This is a genomic window from Pseudomonas rhizosphaerae, from assembly GCF_000761155.1.
GTDB classification, from domain to species: Bacteria; Pseudomonadota; Gammaproteobacteria; order Pseudomonadales; family Pseudomonadaceae; genus Aquipseudomonas; species Aquipseudomonas rhizosphaerae.
On the sequence record NZ_CP009533.1, the window covers coordinates 3,034,492 to 3,059,965 of the forward strand.

Annotated in this window: 21 protein-coding genes; 17 read left to right on the forward strand and 4 right to left on the reverse strand. The window is 65.1% G+C overall.

Annotation, left to right across the window (positions count from 1 at the left end; translation table 11 throughout):
- Positions 1-37 precede the first annotated feature (37 nt).
- From prmA to LT40_RS13485, 7 genes are all read left to right on the forward strand, one after another.
- A complete protein-coding gene (prmA, locus tag LT40_RS13455) occupies positions 38-916 on the forward strand; it encodes a 50S ribosomal protein L11 methyltransferase (protein WP_043190996.1) in 879 nt (292 codons plus the stop codon).
- A gap of 41 nt (positions 917-957) precedes the next feature.
- Complete coding sequence (locus tag LT40_RS13460) at positions 958-2,070, forward strand: DUF3426 domain-containing protein (protein ID WP_043191000.1); 1,113 nt, start codon at positions 958-960, stop codon at positions 2,068-2,070.
- 167 nt (positions 2,071-2,237) lie between these two features.
- A complete protein-coding gene (gene dusB / locus LT40_RS13465; RefSeq protein WP_043191004.1) occupies positions 2,238-3,251 on the forward strand; it encodes a tRNA dihydrouridine synthase DusB in 1,014 nt (337 codons plus the stop codon).
- Positions 3,248-3,568, forward strand: a complete 321-nt coding sequence (gene fis, locus LT40_RS13470) for a DNA-binding transcriptional regulator Fis (RefSeq protein ID WP_043191008.1) — start codon at positions 3,248-3,250, stop codon at positions 3,566-3,568. Before dusB ends, fis begins: the two co-directional genes overlap by 4 nt.
- An 80-nt stretch (positions 3,569-3,648) precedes the next feature.
- Entirely contained in the window at positions 3,649-5,256 is a 1,608-nt protein-coding gene (purH, locus tag LT40_RS13475) for a bifunctional phosphoribosylaminoimidazolecarboxamide formyltransferase/IMP cyclohydrolase (RefSeq protein WP_043191012.1), read from the forward strand.
- A gap of 246 nt (positions 5,257-5,502) precedes the next feature.
- Positions 5,503-6,789 carry a phosphoribosylamine--glycine ligase gene (purD, locus tag LT40_RS13480; RefSeq protein ID WP_043191015.1) on the forward strand — a complete coding sequence of 429 codons (1,287 nt, stop codon included), beginning with the start codon at positions 5,503-5,505 and terminating at the stop codon, positions 6,787-6,789.
- Positions 6,790-6,892: 103 nt separating this feature from the next.
- Complete coding sequence (locus LT40_RS13485; RefSeq protein ID WP_043191017.1) at positions 6,893-9,658, forward strand: hybrid sensor histidine kinase/response regulator; 2,766 nt, start codon at positions 6,893-6,895, stop codon at positions 9,656-9,658.
- Between the two features lie 144 nt (positions 9,659-9,802).
- Here the strand turns inward: LT40_RS13485 and cobJ are convergent, their stop codons facing one another.
- Genes cobJ through cobG form a run of 4 tightly spaced genes read right to left on the reverse strand, consistent with a single transcriptional unit; the run spans position 9,803 to position 14,217 of the window.
- On the reverse strand, positions 9,803-11,494 hold the full coding sequence (gene cobJ / locus LT40_RS13490) for a precorrin-3B C(17)-methyltransferase (RefSeq protein WP_237749262.1): 1,692 nt from the start codon (positions 11,492-11,494) through the stop codon (positions 9,803-9,805).
- A complete protein-coding gene (locus tag LT40_RS13495) occupies positions 11,494-12,225 on the reverse strand; it encodes a precorrin-2 C(20)-methyltransferase (RefSeq protein ID WP_043191021.1) in 732 nt (243 codons plus the stop codon). Before LT40_RS13495 ends, cobJ begins: the two co-directional genes overlap by 1 nt.
- A complete protein-coding gene (locus LT40_RS13500) occupies positions 12,225-12,851 on the reverse strand; it encodes a precorrin-8X methylmutase (RefSeq protein ID WP_043191023.1) in 627 nt (208 codons plus the stop codon). Before LT40_RS13500 ends, LT40_RS13495 begins: the two co-directional genes overlap by 1 nt.
- Positions 12,844-14,217, reverse strand: coding sequence for a precorrin-3B synthase (cobG, locus tag LT40_RS13505; protein WP_043191026.1), 1,374 nt, complete (start codon positions 14,215-14,217; stop codon positions 12,844-12,846). Before cobG ends, LT40_RS13500 begins: the two co-directional genes overlap by 8 nt.
- A 42-nt stretch (positions 14,218-14,259) precedes the next feature.
- Between cobG and LT40_RS13510 the strand changes: the two genes are divergently transcribed.
- From LT40_RS13510 to urtD, 10 genes are all read left to right on the forward strand, one after another.
- Entirely contained in the window at positions 14,260-15,468 is a 1,209-nt protein-coding gene (locus LT40_RS13510; protein WP_043191027.1) for a bifunctional cobalt-precorrin-7 (C(5))-methyltransferase/cobalt-precorrin-6B (C(15))-methyltransferase, read from the forward strand.
- Positions 15,461-16,558, forward strand: coding sequence for a cobalt-precorrin-5B (C(1))-methyltransferase (locus LT40_RS13515; protein WP_043191030.1), 1,098 nt, complete (start codon positions 15,461-15,463; stop codon positions 16,556-16,558). The genes LT40_RS13510 and LT40_RS13515 overlap by 8 nt, the downstream gene beginning before the upstream one ends.
- Positions 16,555-17,286, forward strand: coding sequence for a cobalt-precorrin-6A reductase (locus tag LT40_RS13520; RefSeq protein WP_043191033.1), 732 nt, complete (start codon positions 16,555-16,557; stop codon positions 17,284-17,286). The genes LT40_RS13515 and LT40_RS13520 overlap by 4 nt, the downstream gene beginning before the upstream one ends.
- Positions 17,287-17,429: 143 nt before the next feature.
- A complete protein-coding gene (locus tag LT40_RS13525; RefSeq protein ID WP_084139813.1) occupies positions 17,430-17,882 on the forward strand; it encodes a copper chaperone PCu(A)C in 453 nt (150 codons plus the stop codon).
- A gap of 4 nt (positions 17,883-17,886) precedes the next feature.
- Positions 17,887-18,318, forward strand: a complete 432-nt coding sequence (locus tag LT40_RS13530; protein ID WP_043191035.1) for a DUF2946 domain-containing protein — start codon at positions 17,887-17,889, stop codon at positions 18,316-18,318.
- A 153-nt stretch (positions 18,319-18,471) separates the two neighbouring features.
- Positions 18,472-19,833, forward strand: a complete 1,362-nt coding sequence (locus LT40_RS13535; RefSeq protein ID WP_043191037.1) for a PepSY-associated TM helix domain-containing protein — start codon at positions 18,472-18,474, stop codon at positions 19,831-19,833.
- Between the two features lie 458 nt (positions 19,834-20,291).
- Complete coding sequence (gene urtA, locus LT40_RS13540; protein ID WP_043191040.1) at positions 20,292-21,557, forward strand: urea ABC transporter substrate-binding protein; 1,266 nt, start codon at positions 20,292-20,294, stop codon at positions 21,555-21,557.
- Positions 21,558-21,897: 340 nt separating this feature from the next.
- Entirely contained in the window at positions 21,898-23,463 is a 1,566-nt protein-coding gene (urtB, locus tag LT40_RS13545) for an urea ABC transporter permease subunit UrtB (protein WP_043191043.1), read from the forward strand.
- Positions 23,463-24,542, forward strand: a complete 1,080-nt coding sequence (gene urtC, locus LT40_RS13550; RefSeq protein WP_043191047.1) for an urea ABC transporter permease subunit UrtC — start codon at positions 23,463-23,465, stop codon at positions 24,540-24,542. The genes urtB and urtC overlap by 1 nt, the downstream gene beginning before the upstream one ends.
- The gene (gene urtD / locus LT40_RS13555; protein WP_043191050.1) at positions 24,539-25,399 is read left to right on the forward strand and encodes an urea ABC transporter ATP-binding protein UrtD; all 861 of its coding nucleotides are present in this window, start codon (positions 24,539-24,541) and stop codon (positions 25,397-25,399) included. Before urtC ends, urtD begins: the two co-directional genes overlap by 4 nt.
- The last annotated feature ends 75 nt before the right edge of the window (positions 25,400-25,474 follow it).

Here is a 25,474-nt window from a genome sequence, read left to right on the forward strand (position 1 = left end):
CGTGCTGCGCCCCCCGTTTAGATCGAAGGTGCCCGCCATGCCTTGGCTGCAAGTCCGTCTGGCCATCAGCCCAGAACAAGCCGAAACCTATGAAGACGCCCTGCTGGAAGTCGGTGCCGTGTCCGTCACGTTCATGGACGCCGAAGACCAGCCGATCTTCGAACCCGAACTCAATACCACGCCACTGTGGTCGCACACCCATCTGCTGGCGCTGTTCGAAGCCGATACCGACGCAGGCGCGGTGTTCGCCCACCTGCAATTGCTCACCGGTGCCGCGTTGCCCGAACACCATGCCGAGGTGATCGAGGATCAGGACTGGGAACGCAGCTGGATGGACAACTTCCAGCCCATGCGCTTCGGTCGCCGCCTGTGGATCGTGCCCAGCTGGCACGAGGCACCGGAGCCTGGCGCGGTCAACCTGTTGCTGGACCCGGGCCTGGCGTTCGGCACCGGCACCCACCCCACCACGGCCCTGTGCCTGGAGTGGCTGGACGGTCAGCAATTGCAGGACACCCAGGTGCTGGACTTCGGCTGTGGCTCGGGCATCCTGGCGATTGCCGCACTGCTGCTGGGCGCACGCCAGGCAGTCGGCACCGACATCGATGTGCAGGCGCTGGAAGCTTCCCGCGATAACGCCCAGCGCAATGGCATTGCCGACGAGCGCTTCCCGGTGTATCTGCCTGCCGATTTGCCTGCACAGCAGGCGGACGTGCTGGTGGCCAACATTCTTGCAGGGCCGTTGGTCAGCCTTGCGCCTCAGCTCGGCAGCCTGGTTCGACCCGGCGGGTTGCTGGCATTGTCCGGCATCCTCGCCGAGCAGGGCGAGGAAGTCGCCGCCGCCTACGCCCAGGACTTCGAGCTGGATCCGATCGCCAACCGTGATGGCTGGGTCCGCATCAGCGGCCGTCGTCGCTGAGACCCGGCCAGAAAGCCCCCCTGCCCTACCAGGACCTGCGCATGAGCGAGAGTTTCGTCACCCAGTGCCCGCATTGCCAGAGCAGCTTCCGCGTCAACCACAGCCAGTTGAGCGTGGCGCGCGGTGTGGTTCGCTGCGGCTCGTGCCTGCAGGTTTTCAACGCGGCCCGGCAGTTGCTGGAGCAGAGCGCGACCCTGATCCCGGCCAACCTGCCCCGCCCGCCGGAGCTTGCGCCACGGCCGTGGGCCAACGGTGACATCGACCTGGACCAGCTCGAGCTGGGGGACGCCCCCAGGATAGACAGCCTGAGCGCGCGGCGGGACGATGCCGATGCCGAGTCGACAGCCTTGCCGCCGATCATCGAGCGTCAGCCTGCACTGGATGAGGCCGAGGTGCCCGAGGCCGCCAGCAGGACCGAGCCGTCGCTCTCCCAGCCTGAACCCCTCGACGAGCGCCACTACGAGAATCACGACGACAACGAGCCATCCATAGACGGCCATGGTCGACTGTCGGCACTGGACGAGCACGACCGGGACGAGCCACCTGTCACTTCGTTCGGCACGACCCGCAAGACGCAGGGCATGCGTAACGAGCCGGCCGTGCGCGATGAGGACGACTTGGCCGACCTGCTGGACGAGCCGATGCAATTGGCGTGGGAGAAGCCTCGCCCGCATTGGGGCAAGCGCTTGATGTGGCTGGGCCTGGCGATCGTGGCCGCCCTGGGCCTGGGTGTGCAATATGTGGTGTACCACTTCGGTGAGCTGGCTCGACAGGACCAGTACCGGCCGCTGTTCCAGCAGTTGTGCCCCGTAATGGGCTGCAGCGTGCCGGCCAAGGTCGATATCGCCCTGATAAAAAGCAGCAACCTGGTGGTGCGCAGCCATCCCGAGTTCGCCGGGGCGCTGGTGGTGGATGCGATCATCTACAACCGCGCCGCGTTCTCGCAACCGTTCCCGTTGCTGGAACTGCGGTTTGCCGACCTCAACGGACAGCTGATCGCCAGCCGTCGCTTCAAACCCAGCGAATACCTGGACGGCGAGTTGGCCGGCAAGGCCGAGATGCCGCCGCAGACGCCCATCCACATTGCCCTGGACATCCTCGATCCAGGCCCTGCTGCCGTCAACTACAGCCTGAGTTTCCGCTCGCCCGAATAGCCCGATGTTCTGCCGGACGGGTGGATGCCGCCCATCCAAACCTGTCCGCGCGGGCAGATAACTGTTCAGATTTTATCCAAATCGATCTTTAACCCGTCATCGAGAGCGGGTATTATGCCAACCCTTTTTCGCACTCTCATGATCCGGCCCCACAACAGGGAAGTCCTATGTCGGCGGTACGCATCGGCCCATACACCTTGAACAACTCGCTGATTCTGGCGCCTATGGCCGGGGTCACCGACCAGCCCTTTCGTCAGTTGTGCAAGCGCCTGGGCGCAGGCCTGGTGGTGTCGGAGATGGTCACCAGCGACATGAGCCTGTGGAACAGCCGCAAGTCCCGTCTGCGCATGGTTCACGAAGGCGATCCCGAGCCACGCTCGGTGCAGATCGCCGGAGGGGACGCGCAGATGCTGGCCGAGGCGGCACGGGCCAACGTCGAGGCGGGTGCGCAGATCATCGACATCAACATGGGCTGTCCGGCGAAAAAGGTGTGCAACAAGGCAGCGGGGTCTGCCTTGCTCAAGGATGAAGCGCTGGTGGCGCAGATTCTCGAGGCGGTGGTGGGGGCCGTGGATGTGCCGGTCACCCTGAAGATTCGTACCGGCTGGGACCGTTCCAACCGCAATGGCATCAGCGTTGCAAAGATTGCCGAGCAATCGGGCATCGCCGCGTTGGCGGTCCACGGTCGCACACGCGCCGACCTCTACACCGGCGAAGCCGAGTACGACACCATCGCCGCGATCAAGCAGGCGGTGTCGATCCCGGTCTTTGCCAACGGCGACATCGATTCACCGCAAAAAGCCCGGCAGGTATTGCAGGCGACCGGTGCCGACGGCCTGCTGATAGGCCGCGCCGCGCAGGGTCGGCCCTGGATCTTCCGGGAGATCGAGCATTACCTGCGTACCGGTGAACTGCTGCCGGCACCGCAGTTGAGTGAAGTGGAAAGCATTCTGCTGGAACATCTGCAGGCCCTGCACGCCTTCTACGGCGATGTGATGGGCGTGCGCATCGCCCGCAAGCATGTTGGCTGGTACCTGTGCACACAGCCCGGCGGGCGTGAATTTCGCAGCCATTTCAATGGGCTGCAAGAGACGCAAGAGCAATGCGCCAACGTTCGCGAGTTTTTCGGCGAACGCTATAGAAGCCTTGGTGAAAGGGACGCGAAAGAGGTGGCCGCATGACGATGATGAGCGAGACTTTAGTGAGTGGAACAACGCCTGTGAGCGACAACGTAAACCTCAAGCAGCATCTGAACACGCCGAGCGAAGAGGGTCAGACCCTGCGCGGTAGTGTCGAGAAGGCGTTGCACAACTATTTTGCCCACCTCGAAGGCGCCTCCGTCACGGACGTGTACAACCTGGTGCTGTCCGAAGTCGAAGCTCCCCTGCTGGAAAGCGTCATGAACTACGTCAAGGGCAACCAGACCAAGGCCAGTGAGATGCTGGGCCTGAATCGCGGCACCCTGCGCAAGAAACTCAAGCAATACGACCTGCTGTAACCGAAGCATTCAAACCAGAAAAGGCGACCCAGCGGTTCGCCTTTTTTGTTGACTTCTACGCTTTGAAGATGGAAATCGTGATGACCGACCAGACCACCCGCCTGCCGATCCGCCGCGCCTTGATCAGCGTTTCCGACAAGACCGGGATCGTTGAATTCGCCCGCGAACTGGAAGCCCTTGGCGTCGAGATCCTGTCCACCGGCGGTACCTTCAAGCTGCTGCGCGACAACGCCGTGGCCGCTGTGGAAGTGGCCGACTACACCGGCTTCGCCGAGATGATGGACGGCCGCGTGAAAACCCTGCATCCGAAGATCCATGGCGGCATCCTCGGCCGCCGCGGTACCGACGACGCCATCATGGCCGAGCACGGCATCAAGCCGATCGACCTGGTGGCGGTCAACCTGTACCCATTCCAGGCCACGATTTCCAAGCCCGGCTGCGACCTGCCGACGGCCATCGAGAACATCGACATCGGCGGGCCGACCATGGTCCGCTCGGCGGCGAAGAACCACAAGGACGTGGCCATCGTGGTCAACGCCGGTGACTACGCGCAGGTGTTGGAAAGCCTGAAAGCCGGCGGCCTGACCTACGCGCAGCGCTTCGACCTGATGCTCAAGGCCTTCGAGCACACCGCTGCGTACGACGGCATGATCGCCAATTACATGGGCACCATCGACCAGGCCGGCGACACCCTGAGCACCGAAGGCCGCGGCGAATTCCCGCGCACCTTCAACAGCCAGTTCGTCAAGGCACAGGAGATGCGCTACGGCGAGAACCCACACCAGAAGGCAGCCTTCTACGTCGAGGCGCAGCCGGCCGAAGTAGGTATCGCTACGGCGACCCAGCTGCAGGGAAAGGAACTGTCCTACAACAATGTGGCCGATACCGACGCCGCGCTGGAATGCGTGAAGAGCTTCGTCAAGCCAGCCTGTGTGATCGTCAAGCACGCCAACCCGTGCGGCGTGGCCGTGTGCCCGGACGCCGAGGGTGGCATTCGCCAGGCCTACGAACTGGCGTACGCCACCGATACCGAATCGGCTTTCGGCGGCATCATCGCCTTCAACCGCGAGCTGGATGCGGCCACTGCCCAGGCCATCGTCGAGCGTCAGTTCGTCGAAGTGATCATTGCCCCCAGCGTCAGCGAAGAGGCTCGCGCCATCGTCGCGGCCAAGGCCAATGTCCGTCTGCTGGCCTGTGGACAGTGGTCGGCCGAGCGCGCCGAGGCCTGGGACTACAAGCGGGTGAACGGCGGGTTGTTGGTGCAGAGCCGCGACGTCGGCATGATCGGCGCCGACGACCTCAAGGTGGTGACTCGCCGGGCACCGAGCGAGCAGGAAATCCATGACCTGATCTTTGCCTGGAAAGTGGCCAAGTACGTCAAGTCCAACGCCATCGTGTACGCGAAGAATCGCCAGACCATCGGCGTCGGTGCCGGCCAGATGAGCCGGGTCAACTCGGCGCGCATCGCCGCGATCAAGGCTGAACACGCCGGGTTGCAGGTGCAGGGCTCGGTCATGGCCTCGGATGCGTTCTTTCCGTTCCGCGATGGCCTGGACAACGCGGCCAAGGTGGGCATCACCGCGGTGATCCAGCCCGGTGGTTCGATGCGTGATGCCGAGGTGATTGCGGCGGCCGATGAAGCCGGGATTGCGATGGTTTTCACCGGCATGCGCCACTTCCGCCACTAACTTGGCGACGGCCGCATTGAAGCGGGTATCTGCCGCGTTGGAACCGGTGTCGCCGATGCTCATTGCCAATAGGCAACTGCGCTCAGCGCCACCGGTTCCGCCTTGCATCTACCCACTCCACTGCGACCTCCTGCAGTGATGTTCCAGGGGTACGCCACCCCTGTAGCAGCGGCGCGAGCCGCGTCAGGCCGTTACGCGATATACCGCGAACACCCTTAGAATTCCGCTTTACCGAGGTTTTGAACCATGAACGTATTGATCATTGGCAGCGGCGGGCGTGAACATGCGCTGGCCTGGAAAGTCGCCCAGGACCCGCGGGTCGAGAAAGTCTTCGTGGCGCCGGGCAACGCAGGCACCGCTATCGAAGCCAAGTGCGAGAACGTCGCTATCGACGTGCTGGCATTGGAGCAGTTGGCCGACTTCGCCGAACAGAACGTGTCCCTGACCATCGTCGGCCCGGAAGTGCCGCTGGTGGCCGGCGTGGTCGACCTGTTCCGCTCGCGCAACCTGGACTGCTTCGGGCCGACCGCAGGCGCGGCCCAGCTCGAAGGGTCGAAGGCGTTCACCAAGGATTTCCTGGCGCGGCACAAGATTCCCACCGCCGATTACCAGAACTTCACCGAGATCGAGCCGGCTCTGGCCTATCTACGTGAAAAAGGCGCGCCGATCGTGATCAAGGCCGATGGCCTGGCTGCCGGCAAGGGCGTGATCGTCGCCATGACGCTGCAGGAAGCAGAGGACGCGGTGCGCGACATGCTCGCTGGTAACGCCTTCGGCGACGCCGGTTCGCGGGTGGTCATCGAAGAGTTCCTCGATGGCGAGGAAGCCAGCTTCATCGTCATGGTCGACGGCAAGAACGTGCTGCCCATGGCCACCAGCCAGGACCACAAGCGTGTCGGCGACGGCGACAGCGGCCCGAACACCGGCGGCATGGGTGCCTACTCCCCTGCCCCGGTGGTGACCGCTGAGGTGCATCAGCGGGTCATGGACCAGGTGATCTGGCCGACCGTTCGCGGCATGGCCGACGAAGGCAATGTCTACACCGGCTTCCTCTATGCCGGTCTGATGATCGACAAGGCCGGCAATCCCAAGGTCATCGAGTTCAACTGCCGGTTCGGCGATCCGGAAACCCAGCCGGTCATGCTGCGTCTGCAGTCGAGCCTGATTCTGCTGATCGAAGCGGCCTTCGCCCAGGCGCTGGACAAGATCGAAGCCCAGTGGGACCCACGTCCGAGTGTCGGCATCGTGCTGGCGGCCGGCGGATACCCCGGCGACTACGCTAAGGGTGATGTCATCGGTGGCCTGGATGCAGCGGCCGCCGAGTCCGGCAAGGTGTTCCATGCCGGTACCGCGCTCAAGGACGGCCAGGTGGTGACGGCAGGCGGCCGTGTGCTGTGTGCCACGGCGCTGGGTGACAGCGTCGGCGCCGCGCAGCGCCAGGCCTATGCATTGGCCGCAAAGGTCGATTGGTCGGGTTGCTTCTATCGTCACGACATCGGCTACCGGGCCATCGCCCGTGAAAACGGCGAATAAGCAGCAGGTACGCGCGGTAACGGTCGGGGGCTTCAAGCCCCCGACATACGTTTTACGGCGCACATGGCTATAATCAGGCATTCATCTACGAAGGGATTTCGCCTTGCGCTGGCTCAGGACTGCCATAGGATTCACCGCTGGCCTGCTGGCCCTGCTCTGTGTGCTTGGCGCCCAGGCAGAGTCGGCAGGCGGCTGGTCGATGTTGATGGACGAGGACGGCCGGCTGCAGTTGGGCGACGTGCGCTCCGAACGCTTCCAGAACCAGTTCGCCCCCGTGCAGTTGCGTCAGGTCAACGCCGCCGGGCCAGAAGGTGCGCTTTGGCTGCACTACCGTCTGCCGCCGAGCGAGCAGGAACTGTTGCTGCGTATTTTCTGCCCTGATCTGAAAGCCCTGGATTTCTATGTGCTCGATGCCGACACGCTGATCAGGCGCATCTCGTCCGACACCGACGTTAACACCGAGGCACCGCTGGCCAGCAGTGACCATTTACTGACCTTGCCGGTGAGCCAGAAACCGCTCGACGTGTACCTGCGCATCGCCTCCGAACACCAGATTCGCCCGAGCATCGTTCTGCAATCGTCTTCGGCAGCGGCCGCCGACCAGCGCGAGCCGTTGCTGTTCGGCCTGCTGCTGGGCTGCGTGGCCATGCTCATCCTGCACAACCTGATGTGCTTCGCCCATCGGCGCTCCAGCAGCAGCCTGTGGCTGGCCTGTTCCCAGGCCTGCCTGCTGGCCTCGGCGCTGATCCTGTTCAATTTCACCGGCCCCTGGGTTTCGCTATGGCCGGCAGCCCGCACTCCGGCTGCCTACAGCGCGCTGCTGCTGGCGTCGATGACCGGGCTGATGTTCTGCCTGCGTTTCTTCGCGGTGCGCGGACACCAACGCTCCAATCGCATCATCAAGGCCGAGGTCGCCCTGATCGCCCTGTGTGGGCTGCTGCTGCTGTTCATCGACGGCCTGCCGTTCAACTTCTTCGCCTATGGCCTGCTGGCCCTGACCAGCCTGACCATGCTGGTGATCGGCGTCTGGCACTGGCTGCAGGGCTATCGGCCGGCCCGCACCTTCTGCCTGGGCCTGCTAGTGTGCAACCTGGGCTGCCTGGTGGTCTTGCCAGCGCTGCTGGGCCTGACCCGTACCCCCTCGCAGTGGCTAATCTTCACCCTGCTCGGGTTTGCCATGGTGGGCGGGGTGATCCTCAATACCGCCCTGACCCAGCGCCTGCGCAGCATCAGCGAAGATCGCTTCAGTGCCAGCCGGCAACTGGCGGCCAGCACCGCCGAGATCAACGCCAAGGCCGAATTTCTGGCCAAGCTCAGCCACGAGATACGCACGCCCATGAACGGTGTGCTGGGCATGACCGAGCTGTTGCTGGGCACGCCGCTGTCGGTCAAGCAGCGCGATTACGTGCAGACCATCCACAGTGCCGGCAACGAGTTGCTCGGGTTGATCAACGAGATACTGGATATCTCCAAGATCGAATCCGGGCAGATCGAGCTGGACGACGTGCAGTTCGATCTGCACGCATTGATCGAAGACTGCCTGAACATCTTTCGCGCCAAGGCCGAGCAGCAGAACATCGAGCTGATCAGCTTCACCCAGCCGCAGGTGCCGCGGGTCATCAGTGGTGACCCGACGCGCTTGCGCCAGGCGCTGCTGAGCCTGTTGGACAACGCGCTGAAGAAGACCGACCAGGGCGAGATCCTGCTGGTAGTAGCGCTTGACCAGCGCAGCGCCACCCCGCGCCTGCGCATCGCCGTGCAGGACAGCGGCGAGCCAATGCCGGGTGCCGAACGCGAAGCGCTGCTGCACACCGAATTGCGCAGCACCAACCTGCTCGACGGCAACCGCCTGAGTGGGCACCTGGGGCTGGTGATCGCGCGGCAACTGGTGCTGTTGATGAAGGGCGATTTCGGCATCAAGAGCGGCAGCGAGCACGGCAGTACCTTGTGGCTGACCCTGCCGCTGGATCCGCTGCGCCTGGAGCAGCCGTCTTCGGATCTGGACCTGCCACTCAAGAACGCGCGGGTGCTGGTGGTCGACGACAACGAAACCTGTCGCAAGGTGCTGGTGCAACAGTGCAGCGCCTGGGGCCTGAATGTCAGTTCCGTGCCATCGGGCAAGGAGGCCCTGGCCCTGCTGCGGACCAAGGCGCACCTGCGGGACTATTTCGACGTGGTGCTACTGGACCAGAACATGCCCGGCATGACCGGCATGCAGCTGGCTGCGAAGATCAAGGAAGATCCGAGCCTGAACCACGACATTCTGCTGATCATGCTCACCGGCATCAGCAACGCGCCGAGCAAGATCGTCGCGCGCAATGCCGGGATCAAGCGCATCCTGGCCAAGCCAGTGGCCGGCTATACCCTCAAGACCACGCTGGCCGACGAGCTCAGCCATCGTGGCGACATCGAGGCACCGCCGCCCGCCGCCGCGCACCTGGCACCGATTGATCTGCCCAGTGACTTTCGCATCCTGGTGGCCGAGGACAACAACATTTCCACCAAGGTGATCCGTGGAATGCTCGGTAAGCTCAACCTGCATCCGGACACCGCCAGCAACGGCGAAGAAGCCCTGCGGGCGATGAAGGCGCAGCGTTACGACCTGGTGCTGATGGACTGTGAGATGCCGATCCTCGATGGTTTTTCCGCGACCCGGCAGCTGCGCGCGTGGGAGATGGGCAACCAGCGCGTGCGCACGCCGGTGGTGGCGCTGACCGCGCATATCCTCAGCGAGCATAAGGAGCAGGCACGCCAGGCCGGCATGGACGGGCACATGGCCAAGCCGATCGAAATGTCGCAGCTGCGTGAGTTGGTCGAGCATTGGGCGGCGCAGCGCGAGGCCATCGTGCCGCCTTTGAAAACCCTCTGACCCCGCACAGGCCCCTGTAGCAGCGGCGCGAGCCGCGTCGGCGTTACACGCGGTGTGTCAGGAAATACGCGGTGTGGCCGGACGCGGCTCGCGCCGCTGCTACAGGAGCTGTCATTCGGCGGCGGTGCGCGGGCGGCTACAGGGTCAGGGTTTGCTGCCGTACCAGCGTGGGGTGTAGACCCAGGTGCCGCCTGCGGCCTTGGCGAAGGTGCAGGTGGTGGAGGACCCCACCAGCACCATGGTGCGCATGTCCACCTGTTCGGGGGTCAGCTCGCCCAGGGTGATGACCCGCAGGGACTGGCCAGGCCGACCGATGTCTCGGCCAAGGACCACGGGAGTGGCGGGCGCACGGTGCTGGCGGACGATCTCCAGCGCCTTGCCCAGCTGCCAGGGCCGCGAGCGGGAAATCGGGTTGTAGAACGCCAGGGCCAGGTCAGCCTGGCAGGCCAGGTCCAGGCGCTGCTCGATGATGGCCCACGGCTTGAGGTTGTCGGACAGCGACAGCACACAGAAATCGTGGCCCAAGGGCGCGCCGGCTTGAGCGGCGGTGGCCAAAGAGGCCGACACGCCTGGCAGCATTTCCAGCTCTACCGCGTGCCAGCTTGGCTCGGTGGATTCGTGGAGCGCTTCCAGCACCGCCGCCGCCATGGCGAACACGCCAGGGTCGCCGGACGACACCACCACCACCGAACGGCCCTGAGCGGCCAACTCGAAGGCATGCCGGGCGCGCTGCATTTCTTCGCGGTTGTCGGTGCAGTGCAGCACCTGGTCGGGGCGAAACGGGCCGGCCATGCGCACGTAGGTCTCATAGCCCAGTACATCGTTGGCCCGCGCCAGCTCCGCCTTGACCGCCGGAACCATGAGGTCGGCAGCGCCAGGCCCTAGGCCGATCACGGCCAGACGTCCGCGCGGCCGGCCGATGCCGGGCAGATCCAGCGGCTGATCGGCCACGGCGATCGCCAGGTGCTCGCCGATCGCTATAGGCGAGGACTGCGGCACTTCTTGAAGGGCCAGCTGCGCCAGCGAACCCTGCGCCGGGGCAAACCGCAGCGGTACGCCGAGCGCTACGGCGGCGTCATGCAGCGCAGCATTGGCCATGTCGTGTTCGTCCGCCAGCAGGCACGCCAGCGATGGCAGGGCAATTGCGCTGCGCTGCAGCGCGTCGCGCACGGCCTGGGCAAGCTCGGGCTGTGCCGCATTCACCGCGACCAGCACATTGCGCGGGTGGATGAGCAGTTCGTTGGCAGAGGGCTGCCGCGCATCGCTGCCAACATGGATGGTCAGCCGCGCCTGGGCATCCTCGGGCAGCCGCGCGTCGGCCAGCCAGGGCGCTGTGCCTTCGACGCGCACTTGTTCACCGGCGAGCAGATCGGAAACGAAGCGCTTGCCCAGTTCCAGATCGGCCAAGGCGTAGCCATCGGGCGGGTTGAGCAGGCAGATGCCGAAACGCAGCTCGCCACTGGTGGTGATCGCTGCGGCGACTCCCAGCCCAGCGCCGATTTCGCGAGCCAGCACGTTGACCCCGGCCAGGCCACCCAACAGCGGCACCACGGCGCTGCCATCTTCGGCCACGGCCAGCACGGGGGGCTCGGCGCCCTTCTCGAGCAGCACTGGCGTCAGGCTGCGGATGACGATGCCCGCAGCGCACAGGGCGATGATCGGTGTGTCTTGCTGGTAGAGCTGGCGCAAGGTGGCGCCGAAATCCTGGTAACTGCGGTCGACACCGGTCACGCGTTCGGCCAGGCCGTGGATCAGCGCCTGTGGATACAGTTGCTGCAGGCGCCGGGCGGTGGCCAGGGCACCGTTGCCGAGAATGACGATTGCTGGAGCGTTCATCAGCCTTGCCACCTCTCGCCTGGAACGATGATCAAGGAAAAATACGGCGACGAGGTCGGGTCGACCTCGGCCAGCGGGACGATCTTCTGGTTGGCCATGGTGGCGCGTTCGACGTATAGCGCACGCTCGGCCAGACCCAGTTCGGCCAGCACTTCGCGGACTTTGTGGAAGTTGCGGCCCAGTTTCATGATCACCGCGGCATCGGCGTCGGCCAGGCGTCGCTTGAGGTCGTCCGCCGGCAGCACGCCCGACAGCACCGACAAGCTCTGATTGCGGTACACCAACGGCGCACCCAGCACCGAGGCGCCACCGAGCATCGAGCAGACGCCGGGGATCACCTGGGCCTCATAGCGCTCGGCGAGCCGGTCGTGCAGGTACATGTAGGAGCCATAGAAGAACGGATCACCCTCGCAGATCACGGCCACGTCGCGGCCGGCATCCAAATGCGTGGCCACGTCCAGGCTGGCGGTGTCGTAGAAATCGCTGATGACCTGTTCATAGGACAGCGGCGCGGGCAGCGCTTCGGTCGTGACCGGGTAGATCAGCGGCAGCAGGGTCTGCTGGGCCTGCAAGTGACCCTCGATGATGCCGAAGGCATTGCCCTTCTTGCCCTTGGCGACGAAATACGCCACCACCGGCGCCTCGCGCAACAGGCGCAGTGCTTTTACGGTGATCAGTTCGGGATCGCCCGGGCCTACGCCCAGTCCCAGCAGACGGCCACGCGGTTGCATCACTCGACCTCCGTGGCCAGTGCATTGACCGCCGCGGCCGCCATGGCGCTGCCGCCCTTGCGGCCCTCGACGATGACGAACGGCACGCCACGGCTGTCGGCCGCCAGCATCGCCTTGGACTCGGCCGCGCCGACGAAGCCGACCGGAAAGCCCAGAATCAAGGCAGGTTTGGGCGCGCCGGCATCGATCATGTCGAGCAGGTAGAACAGCGCGGTTGGCGCGTTGCCGATGACCACTACCGAGCCGGCCAGGTGGGGCCGCCACAGTTCCAGCGCCGCCGCCGAACGGGTGTTGCCCAGGGCCTGAGCCAGGGCAGGCACGCTGTCGTCCTTGAGGGTACAGATCACCTGGTTGTTGGCCGGCAAGCGAGCGCGGGTGATGCCTTCGGCAACCATGCGCGCGTCACACAGGATGGGCGCGCCAGCCGCCAGGGCATCGCGCCCGGCCTTGCCGGCGCCGGGCGAGAAGCGCAGGTCCTGGACGACATCGACCATGCCACAGGCATGAATCACCCGCACGGCGAGTTTTTCCAGGTCGGCGGGGATCTGGTCCAGCTTCGCTTCAGCACGAATGATGGCGAAGGAGTTGCGATAGATCTCCTGACCATCGCGGATGTAGTCAATCATGGGTGTCGCTCCGTGAGCGGTCGCGCAGCAGGGCAGCGGCCGCATCCAGTGAAAGGTGGCGCGCGGCCAGGGTCCCGAATCCGGGTGTTCCGGCGGCGCGCAGATACAGGTCGTAGTGGCCGGCGCTACTGGCCAGCAGGGTCGCTGGGGCGACATGGGCGGCGGCGCATGAGCGTGGGCAGCCGCTGAAGTGGACGCTCAGTGGCGCCCGATCAGGCAACAGCGCGGCCAGGCGAACGGCATCCGCCTTGGTGTCGGCCAAGCCCTTGGCACAGCCGCTGGCGCCCGTGCAGGCGATCATGGCGGCCAGTGGCTGTTGCGGACCGGTGATGAAGCCCAACTCGGCCAGGGCTTGGAGCACCGGCTCGGGATCGCATAGATCAGGCAGCAGCAGGCCTTGCCATGGGGTCATGCGCAGGGTGCCGTTGCCGTGATCGCGAGCGAGCTGGGCGGCGCCGCGCAGCATCACGGGAGTCAGCCGTCCCAAAGGGGCCAGGGTGCTGATGAAGCTCAGGCCTGGTTGGCGCTGTGGCTGGATGCCCAGTTTGAAAGCGGCCAGCGGCTTGTCCAATGGTGCGGGGTCAACAGGCAGACCCAGGGTGCTCAGGAATGCTTGGGTGGCGTCCGCGCCGGCGAGCAGATCGCGCATTCGCGTATGTTCCGGGCGCGCCCGTTCGAGGAAGCGTTGCAGCACTGCCACCACCAGCGCATGGCCCTGGGCGAAGGGCACGGCGCCCACGGCAGGGTCGCTTCCGGGACAGCCGGCCAGGCCGAACGCCCACATGCATTGCCCGTCGCGCTTGAAGGCAGACAGCCACAGGTCGTGGTGGTGGTCGAGCATCGCCAGGCGCTCGCCACCGTGCAGTTGCACGGCGAACTTGGCCGACAACGCATGAAAGCGGGACTCGGTTTCCAGGCTGTGGATGATCTGCGCGGCCAGCGGACGGGTATCGACCACCTGTTCGGGGTCGATGCCGGCACTAGGGCTGAGCATGACGTTGCGCACATCGTCGCCGGCCGCCTCCCGGGGACCCAGCCCGGCCTGCAGCAGGCAGTCGATCAGCGACTGCTGACGGTCGCCGATACCGCGAATCTGCAAGTTGGCGCGGTTGGTTGCCTCGATCGTCCCCCCGGCGTACCGCTCGGCTGCCTCGGCCACCGCATCGGCCTGCTCGGCGTGCAACTCGCCACCGGCCAGCTTGATGCGGCAGATGCCTCCGTCCAACGCCTGCACGATACGCAGCAACCCCGGACACGCCGAGGGGCGGACAACGTTCGAGGTCGTGTTCAAAGGGGCACCGGGCACACGCGAAAAACCACTGGCAAGGGTAAGGCGCGGTATTATGCCTGCTTTGGCCGAAGGCATGAAAAGTCTGCCCGTCGGAATAGTTTTGTATGAGGAATATTCATGTCGGCCTGGCTGACCCTGGTAGGTATCGGTGAAGACGGTTTTGCAGGACTGGGCAAGCAGGCGCGCCGGGCGCTGTTGAGTGCCCGGCGCATCGTCGGCAGCCCGCGCCAGCTCGAATTGCTGCCGCGCTGCATCGTCGGTACCCGGGTCGCCTGGCCCAGTCCGTTCAGCCTCGATGCCGTGCTGGCCGAGCCTGGCGATGCAGTCTGCGTGCTGGCCAGCGGTGATCCGATGCTCTATGGCGTCGGCGCCAGCCTGGCGCGGCAGATTCCGGCAGCGCAGATGCACGTGTTGCCCTCGCCGTCCTCCTACTCACTGGCGGCGGCCCGCCTGGGCTGGCCACTGCAAGACGTGGTGACCCTGTCGGTAGTCGCCCGCCCGGTGGCGGCGCTGGCCGCGCATCTGTACAGCGGCCAGCGCCTGCTGGTCTTGAGCAACGACGGCAGCAGCCCGCAGGCCGTTGCACAGTTACTGTGCGAGCGCGGCTTCGGCCCTAGCCGCATGACGGTACTCGAACACCTGGGCGGGCCCAGGGAGCGGCGCATCGATGGGGGCGCAACCGACGACTTTGCCGACATCGCCGCGCTGAACCTCATCGCCATCGACTGCCAGGCCAGCCCGGACGCCCCGCGTCTGTCCCCGCTGGCCGGCCTGCCCGACAGTGCCTTTCGCCACGATGGCCAACTGACCAAGCGCGACATCCGCGCGGTAACCCTGGCACGCCTGGCCCCCCAGCCAGACGAGCTGCTGTGGGACGTCGGCGCCGGGTGTGGCTCGATCGGCATCGAGTGGATGCGGGCCCACCCCAGTTGCCGAGCCATCGCGGTCGAGTCCGACGAAGGCCGTCAGGCCTTGATCGAACATAATCGTGACGCCCTGGGTGTGCCCGGCCTGCAACTGGTGCGCGGGCGGGCGCCGGATGCGCTTGCCGGTTTGCCCGCACCCGACGCCATCTTCATCGGCGGTGGCGTTACCCGCGAAAACGTCCTCGCCGATTGTTGGGCAGCGCTCAAACCCGGCGGTCGCCTGGTGGCCAACGCGGTCACCCTGCAGAGCGAACTGGCCCTGGTGCAATGGCGCGAGTGCCACGGTGGCGAACTGACCCGGCTGCACATTGCCCAGGCGGCCCCGCTGGGCGAGTTCGACACCTGGCGCCAGGCGTTGCCGATCACCCTGCTCGACACGGTCAAGCCCTTCGATGCGTGAAGAAACGGCGGAGCAACCGGCCCCGCTGCGCAGCGGCCTGACCACCGGCAGCTGCGCCACGGCCACCAGCCTGGCCGCCGCCCGGCTGTTGCTGGGCGGTGGTGCCAGCGATGCGGTGCATATCGTGCTGCCCAAGGGCAAGCAGGTATCGATGCGCCTGGAGTTCTGCCGATTGAATGCCGACGGCGCCGAAGCCGGCACCCTCAAGGACGGCGGCGATGACCCGGATGTGACCCACGGCGCGCTGTTGCACACCCAGGTCCGCCTGCTGGATACGCCCGGCATCCGCTTCCTGGCCGGCGACGGCGTGGGCACTGTCACCCGCCCGGGGCTGGTGTTGGGCGTCGGCGAGCCGGCCATCAACCCGGTCCCTCGGCGCATGATCAGCGAACACTTGGCCCAGTTGGCCGAAGAGCATCGCTACGGCGGCGGCTTCGAGGTCACTGTCAACGTCGAGAACGGTGCCAGCCTGGCGCTCAAGACCATGAACCCGCGGCTGGGCATCCTCGGCGGGCTGTCGATCCTGGGCACCAGCGGCATCGTTCGGCCATTTTCATGCGCAGCCTATATCGCCTCCATTCATCAAGGCATCGATGTGGCGACCACCAACGGCTACCGGCACATCGCCGCCTGCACCGGCAATGCCAGCGAGGACACCATGCGCCAGGTCTACGCGCTGCCCGAGATTGCCTTGATCGAGATGGGCGACTTCGTTGGTGCGGTGCTCAAGCACGTGCGCAAGGTGCCGCTGGACAAGCTCAGCCTGTGCGGCGGTTTCGGCAAGATCAGCAAGCTGGCAGCCGGGCACATGGACCTGCACAGTCGTCATTCGAGCATCGATCTGGTGCAGCTGGCAGGTTGGGCGAGCGACGTCGGCGCAGGGAGTGATCTGCAAGCGCGGATTCGCGAGGCCAACACCAGCCAGCAAGCCTTGGCCCTGGCCCATGCCGAGGGCGTGAGGCTGGGCGATGAAGTCTGTCGCCATGCCTGGCGGTTCGCCCGCAGCGTGGTGCAGGATCGGGTTCAGGTAGAAGTGTTCGCCATCGACCGCCAGGGCGGCATCGTCGGACAGGCGGGGGGCACTCCATGAAGCGCATCCTGCTGCTGGGTGGCGTAACCGAAGCCTTGGCGATCGCTCGGACCTTTAGCCCGGAGCACGTCTACAGCCTGGCCGGCGTGGGTCGCGTGCCCACTGACCTGCGCTGTCAGGTGCGCGTCGGCGGGTATGGCGGGGCCGAAGGGCTGGCGGCGTATATCCGCACTGAAGGTATTACGCTGCTGGTTGACGCGACTCATCCCTACGCAGCGCAGATCAGCGCCAATGCGGCGAAGGCGGCTGGCCTGGCGGGCATCGAGTGCTGGGCGTTGCGACGTCCGGCCTGGCAGCCGCAGGCCGGTGACGATTGGAGAGAGGTGGCCGACTGGGCCGAACTGGTGCAGGCACTGACGCCGTTCCGGCGACCGCTGTTAACCCTGGGTCGCGAGCCATTGCAACACTTGCAGGAGATTCCGCCGCATCAGCACTGGACCCTGCGTGCGCTGGACCCCTACCCCGGCACGGAGCGCTGCGAGGTGATCGGCGCCCGCGGCCCCTTCCGCCTCGACGACGAACGCGCCCTGTTCGCCCAGCGCAGCATCGATGTGCTGATCAGCAAGAACAGCGGCAGTGGCGCTACCGAGCCCAAGTTGCAGGTGGCGCGGGAGTTGCGGATTCCAGTGCTGGTGCTCAAGCGCCCGACCCTGCCAAAGGTGGATCGCACCTTCATGGATGCAGCAACGCTGTTGGCGCAGATGAATCAGATCGCGGTGTTTTTGTAGCAGCGGCGCAAGCCGCGTCCGGGTCGCGCGCGGTGGATCAGATTTATCACGTGTGCCGCCGACGCGGCTTGCGCCGCTGCTACAATGGCGGCTTTCGTGCCGGGGTGTCTGCGATGAAAAGGTTCTGGTGTGCTTGTGTGCTCATGCTGCTAGCTGTCGCCGCGCAGGGCGAGGTTCGTCAATACAAGGCCGGCGACCTGCTGATCGTCGAGCCCTGGGCGCAGGAACTGCCGCCCAATGCGCCCACCGTTGCGGTGTATTTCGAATTGCGCAACCGCGGACTGGACAACGACACCCTGACCAGCGTCGACACGCCAATCGCCGGTGACGCGCAACTGCACCAGCACATCAGCCAGGACGGCATGATGAAGATGCAGCAGGTTCAGGGCGTGACCATTCCGGCCAGTGGCCACGCAGTGTTCGCGCCCATGGCATTTCACGTGATGCTGCTGGACCTCAAGCTGAGCAGTCCCTTGCAGGCGGGCCAGCATTTCCCGCTGACGCTGCATTTCGCCAAGGCGGGTGATTTCGTGGTCGAGGTGCAGGTGCTCACCCAGGCGCCGGTGCAGGACGATGCCGGCGAGCACGCGCATTGACCCGATGAGCCGCCCGAGCGCCAGGCGCCCTTCTTCTCGGCCGTTTGCCCAGGCCCGCGCCAGCTGGATCAGCCTCTTCGCAGTGCTGATGATGTTCATCGGCCCGTTGATTTCCCAGTCGATGCCGATGGACCACACGCGGTCCGGCATGGCCATGGACAACGCCATGTCCGGCATGGATCACGCGGCCCATGGCGAACATCATGGCAGCGGTGCGGGCAGTGGGTCGGGCAGCGGGGAACTGCATGCCCTGATGGAGAAATGCGGTTACTGCAGCTTGTTCTTCCACTGCCCGGCGCTGCCTCAGGCGTTGGGTATCGCGGGCGCGACTTCGCAGCGTCCGCACAGTGCCTTCGTTGCCCGGCCTCGCGAGGGGCATGCGACTCAGGCCGTGTTTCCCGGTGCGCGCACGCGTGCGCCACCCTCAATGGTTTGATCGTCGAATCCGAATGACTGTGAGTTGATGCGGTGTCTGCGCAGGCCTATTCGCGGGTAGAGGACTTGCCGTCCGCCCCGCTCCCACAGGTCGGCATTGGCATCGCGCACGTCAACGTTGAACACAACGATACCGTTGGAACACCTTTCATCTATGAAAACCTCTTTCTACAACCTTGCCTGGCGTTGGCATTTCTACGCCGGGCTGTTCGTCGCGCCGTTCATGATCCTGCTGGCGCTGACCGGGATCATCTACCTGTTCAAACCGCAACTGGACCCGTGGATGTACCGCGATCTGCTGGTGGTGCCGGTGGCCGAGCAGCGCCTGAGCGCCGATGAGCTGCTGTTGCGCACGCACAATGCCTACCCGCGTGGCGTCATCGGCCAGTACCTGCCACCCAGCACTGCCGAGCGCAGCAGCCAGTTCGTGGTGCATGCCGATGGCCGCGAGCTGAATGTGTTCGTCAATCCCTACACCGGCGAACTGCTGGGTGAGCAGGATGCCAAATGGAACCTGCAAGCCGTGGCCAGGGCGCTGCACGGCGAGCTGATGGTCGGCACCGTCGGCGACCGCCTGGTGGAGCTGGCCGCTGGCTGGGGCATCGTGCTGGTGATGTCCGGCCTGTACCTGTGGTGGCCGCGCGGCACCGCAGGCAGCGGCGTGCTCTGGCCGCGCTGGCGCAGCCGCGGCCGCGCGCTGTGGCGCGATATTCATGCGGTCGTCGGTTTCTGGGGCGCGGCGTTGTTGCTGGTCATGCTGCTCAGCGGCATGACCTGGACCGGGTTCTGGGGCAAGCAGTACGCCGAAGTGTGGAACCGCTTCCCCGACGCCATGTGGAACGCCATGCCCAAGTCCGACGAGCAGGCCGGCACGCTCAACCAGGCCCACCGCCAGACCGTGCCCTGGGCCATGGAAAACACGCCCATGCCTCAGTCCTCTGGCGCACATGCCGAACACATGGGGCATGGCGGGCACATGCAGATGCCGGCGGCGCCGTTGGTCAGCCTGCAAAGCGTTGTCGACACGGCAACCCGGCTGCAGGTGGAACCTGGCTACAGCATCACCCTGCCCACCACGGCAAGCGGTGTGTTCACCGTGGCGGTATTCGCCGACGATCCGCGCAACGACGCGACGGTGCATATCGATCAGTACAGTGGGCAGGTGCTGGCCGATGTGCGCTGGGAGCATTACGGCCTGGTTGCCCGCGCGACCGAAACCGGGGTGATGCTGCATGAAGGCAAGATGTTCGGGCCGGTCAATCAGATCATCGTGCTGCTGGTGTGCCTGATGATCCTGCTCAGTTCGGTCAGCGGGCTGGTGATCTGGTGGAAACGCCGGCCCCAGGGCAAGCTCGGTGTGCCGCCGCTGCGCCATGACTTGCCGCGCTGGAGGGTGGCGGTCGGGGTGATGGTTGCAGTGGGGGTGGCGTTTCCGTTGGTGGGCGTTTCACTGCTGTTGATCTGGGCGGTGGACCAGGTGTTGGTTCGCCTGCGGCCGCCGATCGAAGCGATCTGAGTCATCCTGCTGGATCTGCGGTGCTACCGGACGCGGCTCGCGCCGCTGCTACAGGGAACCTCAGTGCCCCCCATAGCAGCGGCGCAAGCCGCGTCAGCGGTGCACACGGTCCCCGTAGCAGCGGTGCAAGCCGCGTCAGCGGTGCACACGGTCTCTGTAGCAGCGGCGCAAGCCGCGTCCAGCGGTACACCCAATCCCCGTAGCAGCGGCGCGAGCCGCGTCGGCGGGCGGCGCAGCGCGTCGTTCGGCTGGGGATGAAATCCGGCGCACCAATACCTTCCACTGAAACGCACCACCCCTCGCATCGAGCACCAACGCGGTGCGACCGATATTCGTCCAAGCCCCCCCCTCGCCCCCTATCCCGCACCTGCGCGCACTCCGGCACACCCCTTGCAAAGCTCCGCTGAGAAGTCCCCATCTGCCTCACTAAAAAAACATTCGTACATGGAGATTGCACAATGAAGCGTCGCAGCTTGATCAAGGCGTTCACCCTTTCTGCATCGATCGCTGCCATGGGTCTGTCCTGGACGATTCAGGCTGCCGAGACCATCAAGGTCGGCATCCTGCATTCGCTGTCCGGCACCATGGCGATCTCGGAGACTTCTCTGAAAGACATGGCCCTGATGACCATCGACCAAATCAACGCCAAGGGTGGCGTGAACGGCAAGATGCTCGAGGCGGTGGTAGTGGACCCGGCGTCCAACTGGCCGTTGTTCGCCGAGAAGGCACGCCAGTTGATCACCCAGGACAAGGTGGCGGTGGTGTTCGGCTGCTGGACGTCGGTGTCGCGCAAGTCGGTGCTGCCGGTCTTCGAAGAGCTCAACGGCTTGCTGTTCTACCCCGTGCAGTACGAGGGTGAAGAGATGTCGCCGAACGTCTTCTACACCGGCGCGGCGCCCAACCAGCAAGCGATCCCGGCAGTCGAATACCTGATGAGCGAAGACGGTGGCGCGGCCAAGCGCTACTTCCTGCTGGGCACCGACTACGTCTACCCGCGCACCACCAACAAGATTCTGCGCGCCTTCCTGCACTCCAAGGGCGTGGCCGACAAAGACATCGAAGAGGTCTACACCCCGTTCGGTCACTCGGACTACCAGACCATCGTCGCCAACATCAAGAAGTTCTCGGCCGGCGGCAAGACTGCGGTCATCTCCACCGTCAACGGCGACTCCAACGTGCCGTTCTACAAGGAACTGGCCAACCAGGGCCTGAAGGCCACCGACGTGCCGGTCGTGGCGTTCTCGGTCGGCGAAGAAGAACTGCGCGGCATCGACACCAAGCCGCTGGTGGGCAACCTGGCAGCGTGGAACTACTTCCAGTCGGTGGAGAACAAGGAAAACACCCAGTTCGTCGCCGACTGGAAGGCCTACGCCAAGGCCAAGAACCTGCCGAACGCCGCCACCGTGGTCACCAACGACCCGATGGAGGCGACCTACGTGGGCATCAACATGTGGGCGCAGGCCGCCAACCAGGCCAAGTCCACCGACGTGGACAAGGTGCGTGAGGCCATGGCCGGGCAGACCTTCGCCGCGCCGTCGGGCTACACCCTGACCATGGACAAGACCAACCACCACCTGCACAAGCCGGTGATGATCGGCGAGATCGAGGACAACGGTCAGTTCAACGTCGTATGGAAGACCGAAGAGCCGATCCGCGCCCAGCCGTGGAGCCCGTACATTCCGGGTAACGACAAGAAGCCGGACCACGCCGTGAAGAGCAACTGATCCAACCTGCTTTGCAGGGCCACCGTAAACGCGGGTTCTCTGTAGGAGCGGTCATCGGCCGCGAAGGGTCACCGCGGTGTGTCTGACAGACCGCAGTGCTCTTTTCGCGGCCACGGACCGCTCCTAGGGGGGACCGAGGTTTTCCGTGGGAGCGGTCATCGGCCGCGAAGGATCACCGCGGTGTGTCTGACAGACCGCAGTGCTCTTTTCGCGGCCACGGACCGCTCCCACGGGGGACCGGGGCTTTGCGTGGGAGCGGTCATTGGCCGCGAAAGGGCTTTGCGCTGCATTCATGGAAGCGCCTATCGGCCGCCATTGCCGTCAATTCAAAGGACTTGCCATGTCCCTTAGCAAATTCTTCGTCACTGCCGTCCTGCTGTTGCCCCTGCTGGCCAACGCCAACGACGCCAGTGATTTTACCGGCGCCTCGTCCGCCGAGCAGGTGCGCCTGCTCGAAGCCTGGGCGGCGCAGCCAGAGCCGGTGCGGCTCGACCTGCTCGACGCCTTGCAGGAAGGCCGGGTTGCCGCCGATGCCGAGAAAAAACCGTTCATCGAAACCAACGGCCAGATGACTCCCGCCGACGGCACCGCCGCGGCCGTGGAACCAGTGCGCAAGCTGCGCCTGAACAACCGCCTGCGCGGCCTGGTGGAAACCGCCCTTGCCAGCCACCAACTGCAGAGCGACGACGCCCAGGTTCGCCTCGCCGCTGCGCAGCAACTGCAACGCACCGCGCAGCCCAACCAGCTGGCCTTGCTCGACCGCCAAACCACTGGTGAACAGGACGAAACGGTGAAAACCGCCTTGACCCTCGCCCTGGCCAACCTGCAACTGGTCGCTGCCGAGCCCGCCGTACGCCTGGCCGCCGTGCGCCTGCTGGGCGAAACCGGTGAACCCCTGGCGCGCACCCGTCTGGAAAACCTGCTGGCGCCGGGCGTGGAAACCGACCCGGGCGTGCGCACGGCCGCCGAGACCAGCCTGGCGCAGGTGAAACGCAAGCTGCTGATCGGCGACATCCTCGGCCAGGCCTTCAGCGGCATGTCCCTGGGCTCGATCCTGCTGCTCGCCGCTTTGGGCCTGGCGATCACCTTCGGGCTGCTGGGTGTCATCAACATGGCCCACGGCGAAATGCTCATGCTCGGCGCCTATTCGACCTACGTCGTGCAGATGCTGATCCAGCGCATCGCCCCCGGCGCCATCGAGTACTACCCGTTGATCGCCCTGCCTGTGGCGTTCTTCGTCACCGCAGGCGTCGGCATGATTCTGGAACGCACAGTGATTCGCCATCTGTACGGTCGCCCACTGGAAACCCTGCTGGCGACCTGGGGCATCAGCCTGATGCTGATCCAGGCGATTCGCCTGATCTTCGGCGCGCAGAACGTGGAAGTGGCCAATCCGGCCTGGCTCTCCGGTGGCTGGCAGGTACTGCCCAACCTGGTGCTGCCGTACAACCGCATCGTCATCATCGCCTTCGCGCTGTTCGTGGTGGTACTGACCTGGCTGCTGCTGAACAAGACCCGCCTGGGCCTCAACGTGCGTGCCGTAACCCAGAACCGCAACATGGCCGCCTGCTGCGGTGTGCCCACCGGGCGCGTCGACATGCTCGCCTTCGGCCTGGGCTCGGGCATCGCCGGCCTGGGTGGCGTGGCCCTGAGCCAGATCGGCAACGTCGGCCCGGACCTGGGCCAGAGTTACATCATCGATTCGTTTCTGGTGGTGGTGCTGGGTGGCGTCGGCCAACTGGCCGGTAGCGTGTCCGCCGCGTTCGGCCTGGGCATCGCCAACAAGATCCTGGAGCCGCAGATCGGTGCGGTGCTGGGCAAGATCCTCATCCTCGCGCTGATCATTCTGTTCATCCAGAAACGTCCGCAAGGCCTCTTCGCACTGAAAGGACGGGTGATCGACTGATGAATCAGCCATTGATGCTCACTGCCGCGCAGAAAGCCGGCCCGAAAGTGACCCTCGCCATCGGCGTCGTGGTCCTGGCGATCCTCATCGCCCTGCCGCTGCTGTCGCTGCTGCCGGCCAGCAACGGTTTGCAAGTGTCGGCCTACACCCTGACCCTCGTCGGCAAGATCCTCTGCTACGCCATCGTCGCCCTGGCGCTGGACCTGGTCTGGGGCTACGCAGGTCTGCTGTCCCTGGGCCACGGCCTGTTCTTCGCGCTGGGCGGTTATGCCATGGGCATGTACCTGATGCGCGAAGCGGCCGGCGACGGCCTGCCGGCCTTCATGACGTTTCTATCGTGGACCGAACTGCCCTGGTTCTGGGTCGGTACCGAACATTTCCTCTGGGCCCTGTGCCTGGCGGTGCTGGCGCCGGGCGTGCTGGCCCTGGTGTTCGGGTTCTTCGCCTTCCGCTCGCGGATCAAGGGCGTGTACTTCTCGATCATGACCCAGGCCCTGACCTTCGCTGGCATGCTGCTGTTCTTCCGCAACGAGACCGGCTTCGGCGGCAACAACGGCTTCACCAACTTCCGCAGCATTCTGGGCTTCAGCATCACCTCGCAAGGCACGCGGGCGGTGCTGTTTCTGCTCACCGTGGCGTTGCTGGTGCTGAGCCTGTACCTGGGCTGGCGCCTGGCCCGCAGCAAGTTCGGCCGGGTGCTGACCGCGCTGCGCGACGCCGAGAATCGGCTGATGTTCTGCGGTTACGATCCACGCGGATTCAAGCTGTTCGTCTGGGTGCTCAGCGCCGTGCTCTGCGGTCTGGCCGGCGCGCTGTACGTGCCACAAGTGGGGATCATCAACCCCAGCGAGATGTCGCCGACCAACTCCATCGAAGCCGCCGTGTGGGTGGCCCTGGGCGGACGCGGCACGCTGATCGGGCCACTGTTGGGCGCCGGCATCGTCAACGGCATGAAGAGCTGGTTCACCGTGGCGTTTCCCGAATACTGGCTGTTCTTCCTTGGCGCGCTGTTCATCATCGTCACGTTGTACCTGCCCAAGGGCGTGATCGGCCTGTTGAAGAAGAGAGGTGAACAATGAGAATCACCGCAACCGGCGAGTTCATGCTCGAACCGATCCTCGACCCCAACAGCGACGCCGGCACCAGCCGCGATGCCATCGGCCTTGGCCGGGCCAGCGGACCGGGGCTGAACACCCGACACGGGACGATTCTGACCCTGGAAGACATCAGCGTCAGCTTCGACGGCTTCAAGGCGCTCAACGACCTCAACCTGTACATCGGCGTCGGTGAGCTGCGTTGCATCATCGGCCCCAACGGTGCCGGCAAGACCACCCTGATGGACGTGATCACCGGCAAGACCCGACCTACCACGGGCAAAGCCTGGTTCGGCGAAACCCTGGACCTGACCCACATGAGCGAGGTGCAGATCGCCCAGGCCGGCATCGGCCGCAAGTTCCAGAAGCCGACCGTGTTCGAAGCCTTGAGCGTGTTCGAGAACCTGGAGCTGGCGCAAAAGACCGACAAGTCGGTCTGGGCCAGCCTGCGCGCACGGCTGACCGGCGAGCAGCGCGACCGCATTGCCGAAGTGCTGGAAACCATTCGCCTGAGCGCGTCGGTCGATCGCCCGGCCGGCTTGCTGTCCCACGGCCAGAAGCAGTTTCTGGAGATCGGCATGCTGCTGGTGCAAGACCCGCAATTGCTGCTGCTCGATGAACCGGTAGCAGGCATGACCGACGCCGAAACCGAATTCACCGCCGAGTTGTTCAAGACCCTGGCCGGCAAGCATTCGCTGATGGTGGTGGAGCATGACATGGGCTTCGTCGGCTCGATTGCCGACCATGTCACCGTGCTGCATCAGGGCAGCGTGCTGGCCGAAGGTTCGCTCGAGGCGGTGCAGGCCGATGAGCGGGTGATCGAGGTTTATCTGGGGCGTTGAGGTCCATTCGCGGCCACTGACCGCTCCTACGCTCGATTATCGTAGGAGCGGTCAGTGGCCGCGAAGAAGCCCCAC

Bases quoted from the DNA above. Each gene is read 5' to 3' on its own strand.
- fis (WP_043191008.1), top strand. From the start codon at position 3,248: ATGACGATGATGAGCGAGACTTTAGTGAGTGGAACAACGCCTGTGAGC.
- LT40_RS13500 (WP_043191023.1), bottom strand. From the start codon at position 12,851: ATGATTGACTACATCCGCGATGGTCAGGAGATCTATCGCAACTCCTTC.
- urtD (WP_043191050.1), top strand. From the start codon at position 24,539: ATGAGAATCACCGCAACCGGCGAGTTCATGCTCGAACCGATCCTCGAC.
- urtC (WP_043191047.1), top strand. From the start codon at position 23,463: ATGAATCAGCCATTGATGCTCACTGCCGCGCAGAAAGCCGGCCCGAAA.
- LT40_RS13525 (WP_084139813.1), top strand. From the start codon at position 17,430: ATGCTGCTAGCTGTCGCCGCGCAGGGCGAGGTTCGTCAATACAAGGCC.
- LT40_RS13520 (WP_043191033.1), top strand. From the start codon at position 16,555: ATGAAGCGCATCCTGCTGCTGGGTGGCGTAACCGAAGCCTTGGCGATC.
- prmA (WP_043190996.1), top strand. From the start codon at position 38: ATGCCTTGGCTGCAAGTCCGTCTGGCCATCAGCCCAGAACAAGCCGAA.
- LT40_RS13530 (WP_043191035.1), top strand. From the start codon at position 17,887: ATGAGCCGCCCGAGCGCCAGGCGCCCTTCTTCTCGGCCGTTTGCCCAG.
- urtA (WP_043191040.1), top strand. From the start codon at position 20,292: ATGAAGCGTCGCAGCTTGATCAAGGCGTTCACCCTTTCTGCATCGATC.
- purD (WP_043191015.1), top strand. From the start codon at position 5,503: ATGAACGTATTGATCATTGGCAGCGGCGGGCGTGAACATGCGCTGGCC.
- cobG (WP_043191026.1), bottom strand. From the start codon at position 14,217: ATGCCTTCGGCCAAAGCAGGCATAATACCGCGCCTTACCCTTGCCAGT.
- dusB (WP_043191004.1), top strand. From the start codon at position 2,238: ATGTCGGCGGTACGCATCGGCCCATACACCTTGAACAACTCGCTGATT.
- LT40_RS13460 (WP_043191000.1), top strand. From the start codon at position 958: ATGAGCGAGAGTTTCGTCACCCAGTGCCCGCATTGCCAGAGCAGCTTC.
- cobJ (WP_237749262.1), bottom strand. From the start codon at position 11,494: ATGAACGCTCCAGCAATCGTCATTCTCGGCAACGGTGCCCTGGCCACC.
- LT40_RS13515 (WP_043191030.1), top strand. From the start codon at position 15,461: ATGCGTGAAGAAACGGCGGAGCAACCGGCCCCGCTGCGCAGCGGCCTG.
- LT40_RS13535 (WP_043191037.1), top strand. From the start codon at position 18,472: ATGAAAACCTCTTTCTACAACCTTGCCTGGCGTTGGCATTTCTACGCC.
- urtB (WP_043191043.1), top strand. From the start codon at position 21,898: ATGTCCCTTAGCAAATTCTTCGTCACTGCCGTCCTGCTGTTGCCCCTG.
- purH (WP_043191012.1), top strand. From the start codon at position 3,649: ATGACCGACCAGACCACCCGCCTGCCGATCCGCCGCGCCTTGATCAGC.
- LT40_RS13495 (WP_043191021.1), bottom strand. From the start codon at position 12,225: ATGCAACCGCGTGGCCGTCTGCTGGGACTGGGCGTAGGCCCGGGCGAT.
- LT40_RS13510 (WP_043191027.1), top strand. From the start codon at position 14,260: ATGTCGGCCTGGCTGACCCTGGTAGGTATCGGTGAAGACGGTTTTGCA.